Genomic DNA, 16,113 nt, shown 5'->3' with positions numbered 1-16,113 from the left:
GAAGGGCTGTACGGTGGTTTTTTTATGGAAGAAACACATGAAGGAGGTAATCAAATCATGGGACAAACGAAACATAACGGCCCAATGAAAAAAGCTAAAATGCCAGCACCTAAGCATTGGGTAAGTCCAATTCCTTTTGGGTTAGGCAAAATAAAACCGAAACACATTCGCGATACAATGAAGGTGGCGTGGGATAACAAAGATAACATTGGTTATGCCAAAAACATTATTACTAAAGGAGTTTGTGATGGGTGTGCATTAGGTGTGTCCGGTCTTTACGATCAAACGTTAACAGGCCCCCATATTTGTACCACACGGTTAAATGTACTTCGCCTAAACACGATGCCAGCGATAGATGAAGAGATTTTGCATTCAGATATCGATGAACTGCGTAAGTATTCAAGTACAGAATTAAGAGAGTTAGGCCGCATTCCTTACCCGATGATTCGACGTAAAGGAGAAAAAAAGTTTTCCCGGCTTACGTGGGACAATGCCATGGATATGATCGCTGATAAAATGAAGCAGCTGGATCCAAAGCAATATAGCTTTTACTTAACGTCAAGGGGGATTACAAATGAATCCTATTACGTAGCTGGAAAAGTATCACGTTTTCTTGGAACGAATCATGTGGATAATGCGTCACGTATTTGTCACTCACCTAGTAAAACGGCGCTCAAACGATCCGTCGGAGTAGGAGCATCAACGGCTAATTATCAGGACTGGATTGGAACGGACGTTTTATTATTTTGGGGAAGTGTAGCATCTAACAGTTCGCCTGTTTCCACGAAGTACATGCTTGAAGCAAAGAAGAAAGGGACGAAGATTATCGTCATTAATCCTTACAGAGAACCTGCGATGGATAAATACTGGATTCCATCGAATACAGAATCGGCTTTATTTGGCACGAAAGTGGCCGATGACTTTTATCAAATTAATATCGGTGGGGATATAGCTTTTATGCATGGGATTATGAAGCATTGGTTTGACATGGAAGAAAAAGAGTACGGTTCTGCGATTAATCATGAATTCGTCAAGGAGCACGTCAACGGGTTGGACGAATTAAAACAGAATGTTAACACCCAATCATGGGAAGAAATCACGAAATCTTCAGGGGTGACGAAAGAACGAATTATTGAGCTGTCCGAATTGTTAGCGACCAGCAAGAACGCTGTCTTCGCCTGGGCGTTAGGCTTAACGATGCACTCATTTGCCACTGATAACATTTCACAAGTTGCTAATCTTGCTTTATTGCGCGGATTTTTAGGTCGCAAATATAGCGGACTGATGCCGTTTCGCGGTCACTCAAGTGTGCAAGGAAGCGGAGAAATGGGGGCAGATCCATTCGTGCTGCCAGGCGGTGACTTTAAAGGTGAGAATATAAAGCGGATCGAAAACCTTTGGGGCTTTGAGCTTCCGAAATGGCAAGGCGATGTAGTAGGGGTGACGCTTGAGAATGCCCTGCTCCCTGAAGACCACGAAAGAAAAATTAAGCTTTATTACTTGTCAGGAGGCAACTTCTTAGAAACAATGCCTGATCCCGATTATGTAGAAAGAGCTCTTTCAGCATTAGATGTCCGAGTTCATCAGGATATTATCTTAAATACCTCTACTTTAGTGGATGCGAAAGAAGCGGTCATCGTTTTACCGGCTAAAACGCGGTATGAGCAAGAAGGAGGAGGCACCTCAACTTCTACAGAGCGAATGGTTTATTTCTCACCGGAAATTGAAGGGAATAAAAACAAAATCGAAGAAGCCCGTGCTGAATGGAGAATTTATATTGACCTCGCCAAGCGTGTAAAACCTGATACGGCCCATTTAGTAGATTTTAATAATGGACAAGCGATTCGAGAAGAAATGGCTATGGCTAACCCAAGTTATGAAGGCGTCCAGCATTTGAAAAAGCAAGGCGATGTCTTCCAATGGGGCGGTGCCTGGCTATGTGAAGGCGGCGTTTGTCCAACTTCAGACGGCAGAGGAAACTTAATTCCAGTAGAAATCCCTGATTTACAAAAGAAACCAGGTGATTTCTATCTGACGACGAGACGAGGTAAACAGTTCAACTCCATGGTCTATAAAGAAAAGGACCCGCTAAATGGAGCTGAACGTTACGATGTGCTGCTTAATCCAGAGGACGCCCGAGAACTAAGAATTCAGGATGAAGAAGCGATCGTTCTGTACAACCAGTACGGCATTTTTCAAGGCCGGGCTAAAATTGACGACATTGCGAGCGGAAACCTCGGCGTCCACTTTCCAGAAGGGAATTTTCTCTTACCGAAAGGCCGCTATGAAAAATTCTCCAAAATTCCGGACTATAACATCGGGGTGAAGGTAGAAAAAGCTGAGAAATTTAATGCCAGAAAAGATACGCAATACCTTGAGAAGCGCATCGATGATTTAGAAGATACGCCAGGAGCGTAAATTGAGTAAAAGAAACCCCCGAGTGGATAAGTAATCCACGAGGGGGTTTTTAATTATAATGTGCGTTTCGCCGGTAAGGCTTCAGCAGACGCGCCATCAAAAAAGCCCCTGCAGCCAGAGCAGGGGCAGGTTATTTAGTAATACGGAGAGATCATCAAGTAGACGATCACACCTGTTAAACTAACATAAAGCCAAAGCGGCATCGTCCAGCGTGCAATCTTGCGGTGTTTATCAACCTTCATTGACAACCCACGGAAGAGCGTCAGCAATGCCAGTGGGACGATCGCAGCGGCGAGAACAATGTGAGTGATCAGAATGAAATAATAAATAGCTGCTACGAGTCCTTCTCCCCCAAACGAGGTAGAGGAAGACATGGAGTGATACGTTAAATAGGATATTAAGAACAATGCAGTTGTTGTAAAAGCAGCAAAAATGAATCGTTTATGCCAGGTAATGTTTTTACGCAGAATCATAAATAAAGCCGCAAGTAAAAACACAAACGTAAACGAATTCAATACCGCATTAAGTAAAGGAAGCAGCTGAATATCAAAGCTTGTACCCCCATCTATTTCAGGTAAAAAAAGCAGCGCAACAACAATGGCGTTGATCGCAATGGAAAGCCCGACAACCCAGGGCACATAGTTAAAATCTTTATTGATTTGCACAATCATTCACCTTCTCTTTATATAATGGTCCACGCCTAGTATAGCTGAAAAAACCGGCAAATTCATTAACTTTGGGGATCGAGCGGTGACGAATTTGTTAAATTTTTAAACTTCCTCTATTTACTTTTTATAGATACCTATTCATAAACTGGGGTGGCATCCCGATGATGAAAATCTCCTCACTAAGACAAGAAGTCTTGGGAAGGGATTTTTTTGTTTGCGTTCTTTTTGTGTTTTTCATAAAAAAGGGGTAAAACGAAGAATTGGAAAAAGATTCTCATGATCGTCTTATTTTCTTTTATTATCTTTTTAACCGTTACGTTCGGTATTCTAGCTCAGGTCGCTTCGATTAAACATTGGTCGTTCTCTCAGGATCGATTAGTATGATTGTCATAACAGGCCTGCTAATTTAGTTTACTAAGAATCATTCAGTAAGTCATTACTTTTCAAAAATGTCTCCTGAAGAAAGAATAAACGGGTTTGTAGTAAACGAAAAGGGGAAGTTCCTAAGATGAAGGAAGAGATTTTCCATTTCATGTATTACCAAAATATAAAACTCGACAAAATCCACCATTTTAAGACATAATCTAAAATAGATGAAAAATTCGATTAAAGAGAAAAAAGAAAAGACGACTGACTTAACGACAAGGGAGTGAGAGGGCATTTTGTTTAAAAGAAAACCTATATTAATCATTATGATCAGTTTCCTGCTGGCTTCCATCCCGGAGATTCATACATCAGGAGAAACCAGCGAGGAGAAACCGCCAGAATTGTTAAGCGAAGCAGCCATCGTTATTGATAAGGATTCAGGTTTGACTTTATTTGAGAAAAACGCAGAAAGAGAGATGTATCCCGCGAGTCTAACAAAAATGGCCACGGCGATCTATGCTATTGAAACAGGGGAATTAGAAGATGTTGTTACTGTTAGTGAAGAGGCGACTTCAGTCGAAGGTACAAAGGTGTATCTAGAGGAAGGGGAAGAAGTTTCTTTAGAAAAGCTTGTGCAAGGTTTATTGATCAATTCAGGAAATGATGCAGGGGCTGCTATAGCCGAACATATGGCTGGAGATGAAGAGCGTTTTGCAGAGGAATTAAATAAGTATTTAGAAGAGAAGGTAGGATTAGATCACACAAATTTCACCAATCCCCACGGTCTCTACGATGAAGATCATGTCACAACAGCAGCAGACTTAGCGAAATTAACGAAATATGCATTGAAAAACCCTGAATTTAAAGAGTACTTCGGGACAAAAGAACTTGAGTGGGAAGGGGAGTCTTGGGAAACTACCATTCTTTCTCACCACAAATTGCTTATGGATAATAATTCTTCCGACATTACGGGAGGAAAAACAGGGTACGTCGATAAATCGGGTACCACTCTATCTACTTCTGCAAGTAAAAATGGAAGAGAAGTGATTGTGATTACTTTAAAAAGTGATTCACAGAACATCGCTTATACCGAAACACGTAAATTGATTGATTATGCTTTTGAAAATTTTAATCCTCCTGATAACCAACCAATGAATCCATTTAAGTTTAAAGACTATTTATTTATGAAATATTCTAAAGTATTAAATGTATTGAACACTTCATTGTAAAATTAATTCTCAATCGCAGTATCCTTATTCCTAGCGACACGTATGGAATAAGGATACTTTTATTTTTGTTTCTGTTTAAAGCTCATTGCCGAAAAAACGAAAGAAGGATTAATTCCTTTCATGTAGAAGAATAACTTTAGGAACTGTGAAAATGATCCATAGAAAGTGGGTGCCTATATGGGAAGAGTGGTTGGATTTGAATTAAACAGTCAGCATCCAGAGAAGGCAGTTGAGTTCTATTCAAATGTGTTCAGCTGGGAAATTGATGAAGCTTTTTTCGGTTATCGACCTGTTCGAACGGACGTAAGAGGACAGGGAATGGAGGGAGGAATTGTTGAGGGACCAACTGATTACCCTCATGGCACGCGCATTCAAATCGAGGTCAATTCGATTGAGGAATCCATACGTAAAGCGCAGGAACACGGCGCTTTGATCGTGAGAGACAAAATGGAGTTTGATGATTTTTATCTGGCTTATTTGGTTGATCCGACAGGACTTGGGTTTGGTTTAATTGAAAAGAAAAAAATTAAATAAAAAAGCACGAGGCGTGGAGCCCCATGCTTTTAGTTCTCTTGCAAATTTTTCTTTTTACGTGCTTTTTCTTTTTCAATTTGTTTACTTCTTAGCTGTCCGCAGGCTGCATCGATATCCGTGCCGTGTTCCGTACGAACGCCACACTTGATGCCACGGTCCATTAACGTTTGATAGAACGTAAGGATCGCTTCTTTTTCGCTTCGTTCATAAGGATTGTCCGCCACTGGGTTGTACGGGATTAAGTTAACGTACGACAAGTGGCGTTTATCTTTAAGAAGATCAGCAAGCTCTTCTGCTTCTTTTTTGTGATCGTTGACATCTTTTATTAAAATATATTCAAATGTGATCCGTCTGTTCGTTTTTTCTAAATAGTAATCGATAGCCGGCATCAGCTTTTCTAATGGGTACGCACGATTAATTTTCATGATTTGTGTACGAAGTTTATTGTTTGGCGCATGGATCGATAGGGCCAGGTTGATTTGGATTCCCTCATCAGCAAATTCGTACATCTTTGGTGCGATGCCGCTAGTTGAAACCGTAATGTGGCGCGCCCCGATAGATAATCCCTTTTGATCATTCACGACTTTAAGGAAGTCAATTAGGTTTTCGTAATTATCAAATGGTTCACCAATTCCCATAACGACGATGTGGCTGACTCGCTCATCGTTGCCTTGTTGGTCAAGGTGCTGCTGTACTTGCATGATTTGCTCAACGATTTCTCCGCTTGATAAATCGCGATTCTTGCGTAAGACACCGCTGGCGCAGAATGAACAGCCGATATTACAGCCTACCTGCGTAGTCACACAAACGGAAAGTCCGTAGTTAAAGCGCATCAATACGGTCTCAATTACGTTGCCATCATGTAATTTGAATAGAAATTTAACCGTTCCGTCTTTCGATTCTTGCTTAATTTCTTCGCTAAGTGTTTCGATCGTAAAGTGTTCATTAAGAAGGTCGATGCAGGATTGGTTTACATTCTTCATTTGTGAAAAGTCAGTGATTCGTTTTTGGTAGAGCCAGTCCCATACTTGTTTAGAGCGGAACTTTTTCTCCCCGTGCTCCGTCATCCAGTCAGTCAGTTGTTCAAAGGTCAATCCGTAAATGGATCGTTTCATAGATACGCTCCTCTGTAAAAAAAATCGCTATTCCTATAATAATCGATATAAACGTAGGAAACAACCCTGCATTTTTTATTTCCTATTATATGGAAAGTGATGATGTGAGGGGGAACGGCGCTCTATATAAGGACATTTTAAAGATTTATATTTAAAAAGGGGGAACGCAGAATGAGTGAGCATGTGTTACTAATTGGAGGGAGCGGCATGTTGAGCGGGTCAGCACAGCAACTTAACGAAGACGGTTTTTACATCACAGTGGTAGCTCGGGATGCAAACAGGCTGGAAGTCCTTAAAAAGACGTCGCTCTATCCTGAAAAGATAGCCACAGTTTCTTTAGATTATACAAATGTAGATCAATTTAGGCGTGACATTACTCAGGTTATTCAAGTATGTCCCGTACATAAAGTGATCGCTTGGTTTCATAAAGAAGGCCATACGTCGCTTCAGCACATGTGTGATGATATAGCGCAACATCAAGAAGAAGAGTGGGAGCTGATTCATGTAAAAGGAAGCAGCTCAGCCCATCCTGCAAATAACTTTTCCCTTTCCGTTCCTTCATCATGTCTCTACAAAGAAGTGATTCTCGGGTTTAAAGAAGAACAAGGTCATCGAAGGTGGTTGACGCATTCTGAAATTTCAGATGGGGTGTATAAAGCGCTGCATAGCAAGCAGAACTTATTAGTTGTAGGGTTATTGGAAGATTTGAAATAAGAAAACCATCACCCTTTGAAGAGTGATGGTTCCTGATTACTGGAAATGTTCTTGTATTTCGGATAAAGATACCTCGAGCTCATTTTCTGGATTATTCAGCGTGTAAATTCTAGCTGTCTGTTTTTTCTCATCCACGTGTTGAATGTAGACGGGGGCGTTGTTGAACGTCACGTTAGCCATGACGGGAGAAGCAGCAATTTCTTGGGCTCGTTGAGTATTCAAGATAAGGTCCTCCTTTTTTATATAACGTGTGCAGGTGGTCCTTAATCTATACAGCCAAGTATTTACGTTTCCTTTTATTTTTCTTTGTCCTCTTGCTTTTCCTGCCTGCGTCGCTTTTGACGATAGCCATACGTCGCGTTTAGAATCGTTTCTTCACTTTCAAGGCCGGCTCCTAAAGAGCCTGCTAAAGTAGCAACCGAACTAGCAAGCCAGGCAAGTAAAATGTAAGTCATGACTCCTGGAGAATGACCTAAACTCTGTTCGAGTATGTTCCCAGGAACAAAGAGGACGACGGCTAAAAGAAAAAGTACGAAAATGACGAGATAGTAAAACAAGACGGCTACTGATAATGTGAGCAGGGTAGCCGAATTATAAAGTTTCACTAAATATTTCGAACTCTCGCTGCTTTGTTTCTCCCATAGATTATGGGCTACAATAATCCAAACCACCATCGCAATCATGGCGGTGAACATTAAAGCGATAAACCGTAAAATGCTGTACCCATCACTAAGCTGCCATAGTGTTGGGAAAATGAGTCCATAAGAACCGGTAGCAAAGGCAACTGCGATGACGCTTTTAAATGAAGAAAAAATGGTCCACGGACTATTGGCTAATGCCATTCCCGACAGCAGTCTTATGCGTCCCGTCGCTTTATGCTTATTATAAAAACGAACGCCTTTATCATCTTCGTCTTCATTAAAGTGAGTTTTCTCTATAGGAGAAAGTCGTTCTGTTAAACTTTTCCCAATGAGACGGTCGGCTTCACGCTGTTTACGCATTTGGCTTCGGGTTTTCTTTTGCTCCTTTTTATTATCCTCAGGATCTGGACTTCCATAATGGATCTCACTCGTAAGCTGAAAAATGGATTCACGCAGACGGCGCTGCAATGGAAATGCTCCCAGGGAAGGGAACGATATGAAACCAGTTTTTCGCTCATTGCTCGCTTCAGCAACAACCATCCGACCTGAGGAAATTATGGGAAGGTCGGTAACGCAAATGGCATAATCCCAATTATGTTCCTTTTTGAATTCTTCGGTTTTCTGCATGATTTCTTCTGCATCTTCTGTTCCGCCAGTAAGAGGATCGGTTAATACTTTAATCTCCCATTCGATGTGATCGTCGATATGATCGTTTAATAAATTGGGGAGGTCTTCAGCGAGCTTGTAGGCAAATTTCTCTGCCAATTCAGGTGCTGGAACCAAGCCTAATATAATCGTTTTCTCATCTTTCGGTGAACTCTCATCTTCTGTATAGGTTCTTTCATGTTCTTCATTGTGAGCATGTGTAGTAGTTTGTTGAGTAGACAAGAGTCTCTCCTCCTTTTGCTGCGCTGTGCATATTTCGTTTTAGTATGATGCTAAACCTATATCATTCATACCCCTTTAACAAGCGATCAACACACTTTTTTATAAAAAAGTGACACCTCTTATGAGATGTCACCCCTGTTGATATCCATTTAATACTTATATACCTCTTCACATTCTTCCCCAGTCGGCTGAAAAAAGCAGTGAAGTTTATACCGCCCCACGAGAGGCTGCCCATACCAGGTAGACGGACAATTACCATCAGGACGGAAATACCAAAGGCTGTATTTTGCCGGCCAGCGTCTCTCTCCTTTAATCACTCTTCTTGCGAGCCTCTTTTCTTTTTCACGAGCTCTTTGATAAAAATACCCGTAATCTACCGCTTCGAATGCTTTTGGCTGGTAAATGACCTGGGGGATCGTTCGAACATTTTCAAAGTCGGAACAAATGACTCGAGCTCGGTTAACCGCAACGTTTCCAACAAGCAGCATGCCAATTTGTCCTTCACCTTCTGCTTCAGCTCTTATCAATCTTGCTAATAAGGCGATGTCATTCTCTGTTGCTTTAACCACTGCCATCAAAGCTCACCTCTTTTATAAACGTACCTATATAAATACTATGTGGAAAAACCAAATGATGCTATCGTCTTTAAAGGATTTTCAAGACGTAAAGTCGAAGTAGATGTAGTAGAGAACCATCTGATGTATTAAAATGTAAGAAATAATCTCTGGAATGTTAGAAATAAGCTTCGAATATAATAAGAAGCTTTAAAACTGAACATACCCCAGAAATACCCTTAGGGTGTGGGATCCTATACGGACATAAGAAACAATTTGTTGATCAAATTTTACGAAAAAGTTAGGAGTTCATTCAAATGACGATGACCCATCACAATCGATTAGCTTGGAATAAGAAAGTAAAAGATCAAGCAGCTTACACAAAACCTGTCTCCGAAGATATTGTTGAAAAAGCAAAAAGAGGAGATTGGCAAATTACGATGACTACTACGAAAATGGTGCCTAGAGAATGGTTTCCTGCTTCATTAGAAGGAGTAAAGGTTCTCTGTTTAGCCTCTGGTGGAGGTCAGCAGGGGCCGATATTGGCAGCGGCCGGGGCTGATGTAGTGGTTGTCGATATCTCAGAAGGCCAGCTAGAGCAGGATAAATATGTAGCAAATAGAGATAGATTATCGATTGAAACGATTCAAGGGGACATGACAGACCTGCACTTTTTAGAGAATGAAACGTTTGATCTTATTGTTCATCCTGTTTCGAACTTATTTGTGGAAAATATTTTACCAGTGTGGAAGGAAGCCTTTCGCGTGTTAAAACCGAAGGGCACGCTTATTTCAGGGTTTACGAATCCTCTTTTATTTATCTTTGATGAAGAGGAAGAGTTGAAAGGGAATTTAGTGGTTAAACATTCTGTTCCTTCTTCAAGTCTAACGGGTTTAACCGATAAAGAAGTGGAGACTTATTTAAAAAGTCAGGATACAGTTGAATTCGCTCATACACTTGAAGATCAAATCCAAGGTCAAATGGATGCTGGTTTTGTGATTGCTGGATTTTATGAAGATTATTTTGGCGGGAACAGACCGCTTGATCGATTTATTAACACTTTTATGGTGACAAAAGCTGTAAAACTAAAGGATAACTAATGAAACGGATGGATCCTACATAGGTTTAGATGAGAAGCGTCTCAAGAACGAAGAGGGAGCTGATGTAGTCATTATAGTAGAGAACAAAAGAAAGTTTTATGTAGGTTTGACCTTTTTACTTGCAGCGATGATTAGTGATTTTCCATATCCTCATGAACGCACGAATGTTCTTTTTGAAAATGGCGAAGTGAATCCCTTAGCCATTTTACCTCTGGCCCTGTTTATTGTAGGCATAGGTTTCCTGCTGCAGTCGTTTAATAAATATAAGGTACGGATGGTTCTCCTCATTCTACTCATTTCAAGCTTCGTTCCTACAATGACGATTTCAGGTTTTCAACATACGGTAGCTTCTGGTATTTATGCGGTCTCTTATGATAAGGAAAATAGTGAGTGCTCGTATGAAATGGTCGATTCGACCACGTTGGAAACAGAATGTGAATTGATTTTTGAAAACTACAGCCAAAACGATGTGGAATTTGAAGTGGAATTTCAAACAGAAAAGTATGATCCTCCTGTACATGTTTTTACTTTATTGAACCATGCAGGACCTCATGACGTACACCTTAAAGCGAGGGAAAGAGAAACGATTAGGATTAAAGAAACCATTCCTTTGTCGACTAAGAAAAAGGAGTTCGGAGGGCAGAGTTCTTTTATTGATGTAAATTTACGAACAGGTGACCGTGAAAGAAGATTGTAAGTTATAATAAACACGTTCAAAAAACGAAACAAAATGATCGTTTATTCGTATAGAAGTGGAGAGATTGAACGTAGAGGAGGAGAAGATTGGATAAACAAACAAGAAACATCAACCCAGAAGCAGCTAGAAAGATGAAGAAGATGGGCTCGTTCATCGGTAAGGTCATCGGTGTTCTATTCGTTCTGGCTTTCATAGGCTGGCTATCCGTTTACTGGATTACAGATTACATATGGATGGATACGCACGGTTTTAAAGACGTGTATATTACGATACTAGGAAGTAAAGTGCTGCTTGGTGTAATAGGCTTTTTCCTGTTTTTTATCAGCACATATTTTACGTTGTCCTGGATTAGAAAAGCTTATATGAGTCATTTCAACCCGACTCAGCTGCCTGCGTTTATCCGGCAGAAAAAATGGAGCCGGCTCACCGTTGCTGGTCTTGCAATCTTTGTAGGGCTAGTAGGAAGCAGTATTGTACAAGGTGTAGGGTGGGAGCTGTGGTTAAAGTTCCTAAACCATGCTTCGTTCGGGCAAACCGATCCTCATTTTTCTATGGACCTTTCATTTTACATGTTCCAACTGCCCTTCCTGCAATTTGGCGTTTTCACCCTGCTAGGATTAGCGGTCTTTTTGTTACTTATTGAGATGGGTTTTTATTCTACGTTTCATATGTATCGCCGCAGCCGGCTCGCTCAGCTTCACATGGGGGCCACGTTAGGCATTATTGGGCTGCTCCTGGCTGCGTCCCATTTGCTTGAACCTTATGAAACGCTGCTGACGAATCAAGTCAATATGGTGCAGGAAAGTGTCGTTCACGGGTTAAGCTATACAGATTCCATCGTTAATATACCTGCTTCTTATGTCATGGCCGGTGTAGCAGTCATCGGTGCGATCTGGATGATCATTGCATTAACTCGCGGGAACTTAAAATCAATGCTCATTCCCGTTATTGCTTATTTCGGAATCGCGATTATTGCGCAAGGGGCGTCGATCGTGGTACAAAATTACGTCGTTTCACCAAATGAATTTTCAAAAGAAAGCCCTTATCTCCAGCATAACTTGGATTTTACACGTGCCGCCTATGAGCTGGAAGGTATCGATGAACGTGAGCATCCTGGGAATCAATCTCTGGATGAAGCCATGACTGAGCGAAACGAATTAACCATTAATAACGTCAGAATAAATGATGCGCGTCCCATACTGGACATTTACAATCAGTTGCAGACCTTTCGAACGTATTATCAGTTTAACGACATCGATGTGGATCGATATGAAGTGGATGGGGAGTATCAGCAAGTTTTCCTTGGAGCAAGAGAACTGAACACTTCTGATCTGCCCTCACAATCTAAAACGTGGGTGAACCAAAATTTAAGATATACCCACGGGTACGGCGTGGCGATGAGTGATGTGAATGAAATTACCTCCCAGGGGCAGCCGGAATATATGCTGCAAAATTTACCGCCTGAAGGAGATATTGATATTACCCGTCCGGAAATTTACTTTGGTGAAGAAAACTCTCGTAATGTCATCGTAAATAGTGAAGTAGATGAATTTGATTATCCAGCAGGCGATGAAAACATGTCCACTCGCTATGAAGCGGACACTGGAATTCCGTTATCTGGAATCAACCGTATGCTGTTCTCGATTAATGAAGGTTCATTTAGAATGTTTGTATCCGATCAGCTTACAAGTGACAGTCAGCTGCTAGAAACGCGTAACATCATGGATCGAGTCGAAAGGATCGCGCCGTTTTTTGAGTATGATGAAGATCCATATATTTTTGTTCGAGAAGATGGCAGCTTAGCCTGGATGCTTGATGCCTACTTAACAGCGGAGCGTTATCCATACTCAGAACCTTATGAAGGAGATGACAGCTACATTCGTAACTCTGTTAAGGTTGAAATCGACGCCTATACGGGAGAAGTGAACTTTTATGCTGTAGACCCTGAAGATCCTTTATTGCAAACGTATGACCTCATGTTTCCTGAGCTGTTTACAGAGGAAATTCCAGAGGATGTGCAAGCCCACTTTCGTTATCCGATCGATTTATTTAAAATTCAAGCGGATATGTACGGTACGTATCATATGACCAACCTGGAAGTTTTCTATAACCGTGAAGATTACTGGCAGTTCCCAACTGAAAAATATTTTAACGAAGATATTGAAATGGAACCGTATTATATTACGATGCAGCTTCCTGAATATGATGAGGAAGAATTTGTTTTAATGGTTCCTTATACACCAAGAAACCGACAAAACATGGTGGCCTGGATGGGTGTGCGAAATGATGGGGAAAACTATGGAGAAACCTTTGTCTATCAATTCCCGAAACAGCGTAATGTGTACGGCCCTCAACAAATTGAGAACCGTATTAACCAGGACAGCACAATTTCACAGCAGCTGAACTTGTGGTCTCAAGGTGGTTCAGAAGTCATTCGCGGCAACCTGCTTGCGATTCCAATTGAGGATACTGTTATGTACGCAGAGCCGATCTATATCGAATCTTCCAATGAAACGTCATTACCTGAAGTGAAGCAGGTGATTCTTGCTTACGGAGATGAAATTGTAATGGAGCCGACGTTTGATCAAGCGCTTGAGCGGATGCTCGGATTAATTGATCCGGATGTGGAAATTGATGAGGATGAAATGGAAGAAGAAGCACCATCTGAGGGTGAGGAAGCTATTTTAGAGTCCGAAGAAATTTTACAAGAAATTTCAGGATTATTTGAGCAGTATCAAAGTGCTCTTTCTAGTGGAAATTGGGAAGAAGCCGGTTCTATTATGACTGAGATTGAAGAACGTTTAGCTGAAAATGAATAAGCAGTAGAGTGCCCCTTAAGTGGGGCGCTTTTTATTTGAGATGTTCAGACAATGAGTTTGTTGTCATATAAAAAGAGGAGATGAGATATGACGATGGAGATCTTCATGGGGGCTGCAACGATTCTGGTCATCACAGCAGCGACTGTTTATATTTATAAAAAAAGAAAAAGCATGAATGTAAAAGGCGGACCGAAAAGCTACGTGACACCGGCTGCTTTTTTGACCATGCCTATTCTTTCATTACTCGCTTATTTATTTGATTTTGTTGGATTGATCAGTTGGGCATTTTTTTCTGCTGTTATTCATAGCCGCTTATTATACAAAATACTTGCCACGTACTAAGGAAGGAGACCATTATGGACCATAACCCAAAACATACGTATGATCAATTAGCCTACACCTATCAGCATGATACTGATGAAGCCAGTCCATATAATGCTTATTATGAGAGGCCGGCTATGATGAATGAGCTGCCTGCGAATTTGTCTGGTTTTAAAGTGTTAGATGCCGGCTGTTCCGCAGGATGGTATACAGAGCAGATCCTTAAGCGGGGGGCAGAAGTGACGGGCATCGACCTCAGTCCGAAGATGGTAAAAGCCGCCAGGGACCGCTTAGGTGAGAAGGCAGCTTTCCTTTGTTGTGATCTTACAGAACCCTTGCCCTTTGAAGACGATTCGTTCGATGCCATTGTAAGCTCACTTACCCTCCATTACATAGAGGACTGGACGTTCACATTTAAAGAGTTCGCGCGAGTATTGAAAAAGGACGGCATGTTTTTGTTTTCTACTCATCATCCTTTTATGGATTTTACGAGTCATTCTTGTGACAGTTATTTTAACAAGAAGCTGTTAAAGGAAACGTGGGAAAAGCCTTCGATTACAATTGAGGTGAGCTTTTATCGAAGATCGATGCAGGAGATCATCAATAGGACAAGTACTCATTTCATCGTGGAACAAATGATTGAGCCTCAGCCTGTTCCAAAAATGAAGGAGGTAAAAGAAAGTGCCTATCAAAAATTAATGAAGAATCCCCACTTTCTTATCGTGAAAGCTAGAGCTAAATCAGGCTCTGTTAAAGTTTAATGTTAATAGTAGGCAGTAAAAATAGAACTTCCATTATTATGGAAGTTCTATTTTATGATATTGACTTTATTAAACTAACGCCCCCGTTTATTGAAGATGGATATTTGACTTCAATATTACCAATCATCAAACCGACTAAGGATGGATGGAAACTCGTGTACCAATTGGAATCGTCCGTGCTAACTCTTCAACATCTTGATTATACATACGTACGCAACCCCGTGATACAGCTTTTCCAATCGAGCTGGGATCATTTGTCCCATGAATCCCGTAGTACTGCTTCGACAAACTCATCCACATCGTGCCAAAAGGTCCACCCGGGTTTGGTGCTTTGTTAATGATGACAAAATCACCAACAGGTGTACCGTGCAGGATACGGCCAACCGCAATCGGATACTGTTTCATGACTGCTCCGTCTTTCAGCAGCTTAAGCTGACGGTTATTGATAGAAATATCGATCTTGTAAGGAAGTGTATCAGGTTCTGGAATCCCAGGGATCGTGATCGTTTGACCGGGAAAAATCATGTCTGGATCAATTGTAGGGTTTGCTTGGATAAGCGAGGGGAGAGGAGTGCGATAGTCTATTGATATTTGGGATAAGGTTTCTCCGGATTTAATTGTGTGAATCATTTTCATGTACCTCCAAATGTGAAATCGTGATAGATTTTGGTTTTCGCCGATCAATAGAGCGAAACCGCTGATAAAATTTAAAAACCGTGGATATACAGAATAAAACGCTTATCATTCCAGTTTTTTGCTGATCAATCAAATGAACTTTTCGCCCAATGTGTATAACTGGATTTCATCTCGAACAAACTAGCACCAACACCTCTCGAGGAGGAACGATATGAAAATTAAATATTACTGCCGTCAATGTAATCGTCAAGTTGGCGAACTAGATGCGAAGCAAACGGATGTCTCTCAGCTGGGGTCTGACGTTTTAAATGATTCGGATCAAGAGCAAACGGTTCAAATGGAAGGGGAACACGGATTGGCGATTCGGACGATCTGTGACAATTGCAAAGAAGCTGAACAATCTTCCGTTCGTTATGATCCGAACATTTTTAGTTAGAAAGAAACGTCCTTACGACTTCAACGTAAGGGCGTTATATTTTATATAAACATACGAGTAGTTGTTGCACGTTATAAGAGTAATGAAGCAGGTCTTCAGTCATCCTAGGACTTGTTTGGGATCGCTTGAAGCCATCTGATGGAAATATCTGTTCGAGCCTAGCGCGCCAGTTGTACCAATCCATGACTCCCCATAATTCTTTCTGAACATTTCCTA

16 protein-coding genes are annotated in these 16,113 nt (G+C 41.1%); 10 read left to right on the top strand and 6 right to left on the bottom strand.

Annotated elements, in window-relative coordinates; translation table 11 throughout:
* The first annotated feature begins 57 nt into the window (after window positions 1-57).
* Window positions 58-2,418 carry an FdhF/YdeP family oxidoreductase gene (locus IEV27_RS05010; protein WP_188376343.1) on the top strand — a complete coding sequence of 787 codons (2,361 nt, stop codon included), beginning with the start codon at window positions 58-60 and terminating at the stop codon, window positions 2,416-2,418.
* Between the two features lie 134 nt (window positions 2,419-2,552).
* On the opposite strand, the gene IEV27_RS05005 is transcribed toward IEV27_RS05010, so the two are convergent.
* Window positions 2,553-3,089 (bottom strand): DUF420 domain-containing protein, encoded by a 537-nt coding sequence (locus IEV27_RS05005; RefSeq protein ID WP_188376342.1) that lies wholly within the window; start codon window positions 3,087-3,089, stop codon window positions 2,553-2,555.
* Between the two features lie 659 nt (window positions 3,090-3,748).
* Here IEV27_RS05005 and IEV27_RS05000 point away from each other — a divergent pair.
* Together IEV27_RS05000 and IEV27_RS04995 are read left to right on the top strand one after the other, a co-directional pair.
* Window positions 3,749-4,681: a D-alanyl-D-alanine carboxypeptidase family protein gene (locus IEV27_RS05000; RefSeq protein WP_229734837.1), complete on the top strand. Its 933-nt coding sequence runs from the start codon at window positions 3,749-3,751 to the stop codon at window positions 4,679-4,681.
* Between the two features lie 177 nt (window positions 4,682-4,858).
* Window positions 4,859-5,215, top strand: coding sequence for a VOC family protein (locus IEV27_RS04995; protein WP_188376341.1), 357 nt, complete (start codon window positions 4,859-4,861; stop codon window positions 5,213-5,215).
* Window positions 5,216-5,244: 29 nt separating this feature from the next.
* Here IEV27_RS04995 and rlmN read toward each other — a convergent pair whose 3' ends face one another.
* Window positions 5,245-6,330 (bottom strand): dual-specificity RNA methyltransferase RlmN, encoded by a 1,086-nt coding sequence (rlmN, locus tag IEV27_RS04990; RefSeq protein ID WP_188376340.1) that lies wholly within the window; start codon window positions 6,328-6,330, stop codon window positions 5,245-5,247.
* Between the two features lie 171 nt (window positions 6,331-6,501).
* On the opposite strand from rlmN, the gene IEV27_RS04985 reads away from it, so the two are divergent.
* Window positions 6,502-7,044 (top strand): Rossmann-fold NAD(P)-binding domain-containing protein, encoded by a 543-nt coding sequence (locus tag IEV27_RS04985; protein WP_188376339.1) that lies wholly within the window; start codon window positions 6,502-6,504, stop codon window positions 7,042-7,044.
* Between the two features lie 36 nt (window positions 7,045-7,080).
* Here the strand turns inward: IEV27_RS04985 and IEV27_RS04980 are convergent, their stop codons facing one another.
* The 3 genes from IEV27_RS04980 to IEV27_RS04970 all read right to left on the bottom strand — a co-directional run bounded on the left by IEV27_RS04980 (window position 7,081) and on the right by IEV27_RS04970 (window position 9,148).
* Window positions 7,081-7,266, bottom strand: a complete 186-nt coding sequence (locus tag IEV27_RS04980) for a small acid-soluble spore protein H (protein ID WP_188376338.1) — start codon at window positions 7,264-7,266, stop codon at window positions 7,081-7,083.
* A 74-nt stretch (window positions 7,267-7,340) separates the two neighbouring features.
* Entirely contained in the window at window positions 7,341-8,573 is a 1,233-nt protein-coding gene (locus tag IEV27_RS04975) for an MFS transporter (protein ID WP_188376337.1), read from the bottom strand.
* A 149-nt stretch (window positions 8,574-8,722) separates the two neighbouring features.
* Window positions 8,723-9,148: a cell wall hydrolase gene (locus IEV27_RS04970; protein ID WP_188376336.1), complete on the bottom strand. Its 426-nt coding sequence runs from the start codon at window positions 9,146-9,148 to the stop codon at window positions 8,723-8,725.
* Between the two features lie 296 nt (window positions 9,149-9,444).
* Here IEV27_RS04970 and IEV27_RS04965 point away from each other — a divergent pair, with 296 nt between their 5' ends.
* The 5 genes from IEV27_RS04965 to IEV27_RS04945 all read left to right on the top strand — a co-directional run bounded on the left by IEV27_RS04965 (window position 9,445) and on the right by IEV27_RS04945 (window position 14,825).
* Entirely contained in the window at window positions 9,445-10,227 is a 783-nt protein-coding gene (locus IEV27_RS04965) for a class I SAM-dependent methyltransferase (RefSeq protein WP_188376335.1), read from the top strand.
* Window positions 10,228-10,333: 106 nt separating this feature from the next.
* The gene (locus tag IEV27_RS04960; RefSeq protein ID WP_188376334.1) at window positions 10,334-10,924 is read left to right on the top strand and encodes a hypothetical protein; all 591 of its coding nucleotides are present in this window, start codon (window positions 10,334-10,336) and stop codon (window positions 10,922-10,924) included.
* A 140-nt stretch (window positions 10,925-11,064) separates the two neighbouring features.
* Window positions 11,065-13,743: a UPF0182 family membrane protein gene (locus IEV27_RS04955; RefSeq protein WP_229734939.1), complete on the top strand. Its 2,679-nt coding sequence runs from the start codon at window positions 11,065-11,067 to the stop codon at window positions 13,741-13,743.
* Between the two features lie 87 nt (window positions 13,744-13,830).
* The gene (locus IEV27_RS04950; protein ID WP_188376333.1) at window positions 13,831-14,085 is read left to right on the top strand and encodes a hypothetical protein; all 255 of its coding nucleotides are present in this window, start codon (window positions 13,831-13,833) and stop codon (window positions 14,083-14,085) included.
* Window positions 14,086-14,099: 14 nt separating this feature from the next.
* The gene (locus IEV27_RS04945; protein WP_188376332.1) at window positions 14,100-14,825 is read left to right on the top strand and encodes a class I SAM-dependent methyltransferase; all 726 of its coding nucleotides are present in this window, start codon (window positions 14,100-14,102) and stop codon (window positions 14,823-14,825) included.
* A 135-nt stretch (window positions 14,826-14,960) separates the two neighbouring features.
* On the opposite strand, the gene IEV27_RS04940 is transcribed toward IEV27_RS04945, so the two are convergent.
* Window positions 14,961-15,455 carry a L,D-transpeptidase family protein gene (locus tag IEV27_RS04940; RefSeq protein ID WP_188376331.1) on the bottom strand — a complete coding sequence of 165 codons (495 nt, stop codon included), beginning with the start codon at window positions 15,453-15,455 and terminating at the stop codon, window positions 14,961-14,963.
* A gap of 217 nt (window positions 15,456-15,672) precedes the next feature.
* On the opposite strand from IEV27_RS04940, the gene IEV27_RS04935 reads away from it, so the two are divergent.
* Entirely contained in the window at window positions 15,673-15,897 is a 225-nt protein-coding gene (locus tag IEV27_RS04935) for an anti-sigma-F factor Fin (RefSeq protein ID WP_188376330.1), read from the top strand.
* Window positions 15,898-16,113 lie beyond the last annotated feature (216 nt).

It is taken from the genome of Halobacillus andaensis (genome assembly GCF_014636475.1).
Classification (GTDB): Bacteria; Bacillota; Bacilli; order Bacillales; family Halobacillaceae; genus Halobacillus_A; species Halobacillus_A andaensis.
This window is presented reverse-complemented; position numbering and strand designations above follow the sequence as displayed.

What these genes read in the sequence shown, in the direction of transcription:
- IEV27_RS05010 (WP_188376343.1), top strand. Translation starts at nt 58, where the DNA reads ATGGGACAAACGAAACATAACGGCCCAATGAAAAAAGCTAAAATGCCA.
- IEV27_RS05005 (WP_188376342.1), bottom strand. Translation starts at nt 3,089, where the DNA reads ATGATTGTGCAAATCAATAAAGATTTTAACTATGTGCCCTGGGTTGTC.
- IEV27_RS04995 (WP_188376341.1), top strand. Translation starts at nt 4,859, where the DNA reads ATGGGAAGAGTGGTTGGATTTGAATTAAACAGTCAGCATCCAGAGAAG.
- rlmN (WP_188376340.1), bottom strand. Translation starts at nt 6,330, where the DNA reads ATGAAACGATCCATTTACGGATTGACCTTTGAACAACTGACTGACTGG.
- IEV27_RS04985 (WP_188376339.1), top strand. Translation starts at nt 6,502, where the DNA reads ATGAGTGAGCATGTGTTACTAATTGGAGGGAGCGGCATGTTGAGCGGG.
- IEV27_RS04970 (WP_188376336.1), bottom strand. Translation starts at nt 9,148, where the DNA reads ATGGCAGTGGTTAAAGCAACAGAGAATGACATCGCCTTATTAGCAAGA.
- IEV27_RS04965 (WP_188376335.1), top strand. Translation starts at nt 9,445, where the DNA reads ATGACGATGACCCATCACAATCGATTAGCTTGGAATAAGAAAGTAAAA.
- IEV27_RS04955 (WP_229734939.1), top strand. Translation starts at nt 11,065, where the DNA reads ATGGGCTCGTTCATCGGTAAGGTCATCGGTGTTCTATTCGTTCTGGCT.
- IEV27_RS04950 (WP_188376333.1), top strand. Translation starts at nt 13,831, where the DNA reads ATGACGATGGAGATCTTCATGGGGGCTGCAACGATTCTGGTCATCACA.
- IEV27_RS04945 (WP_188376332.1), top strand. Translation starts at nt 14,100, where the DNA reads ATGGACCATAACCCAAAACATACGTATGATCAATTAGCCTACACCTAT.
- IEV27_RS04940 (WP_188376331.1), bottom strand. Translation starts at nt 15,455, where the DNA reads ATGATTCACACAATTAAATCCGGAGAAACCTTATCCCAAATATCAATA.
- IEV27_RS04935 (WP_188376330.1), top strand. Translation starts at nt 15,673, where the DNA reads ATGAAAATTAAATATTACTGCCGTCAATGTAATCGTCAAGTTGGCGAA.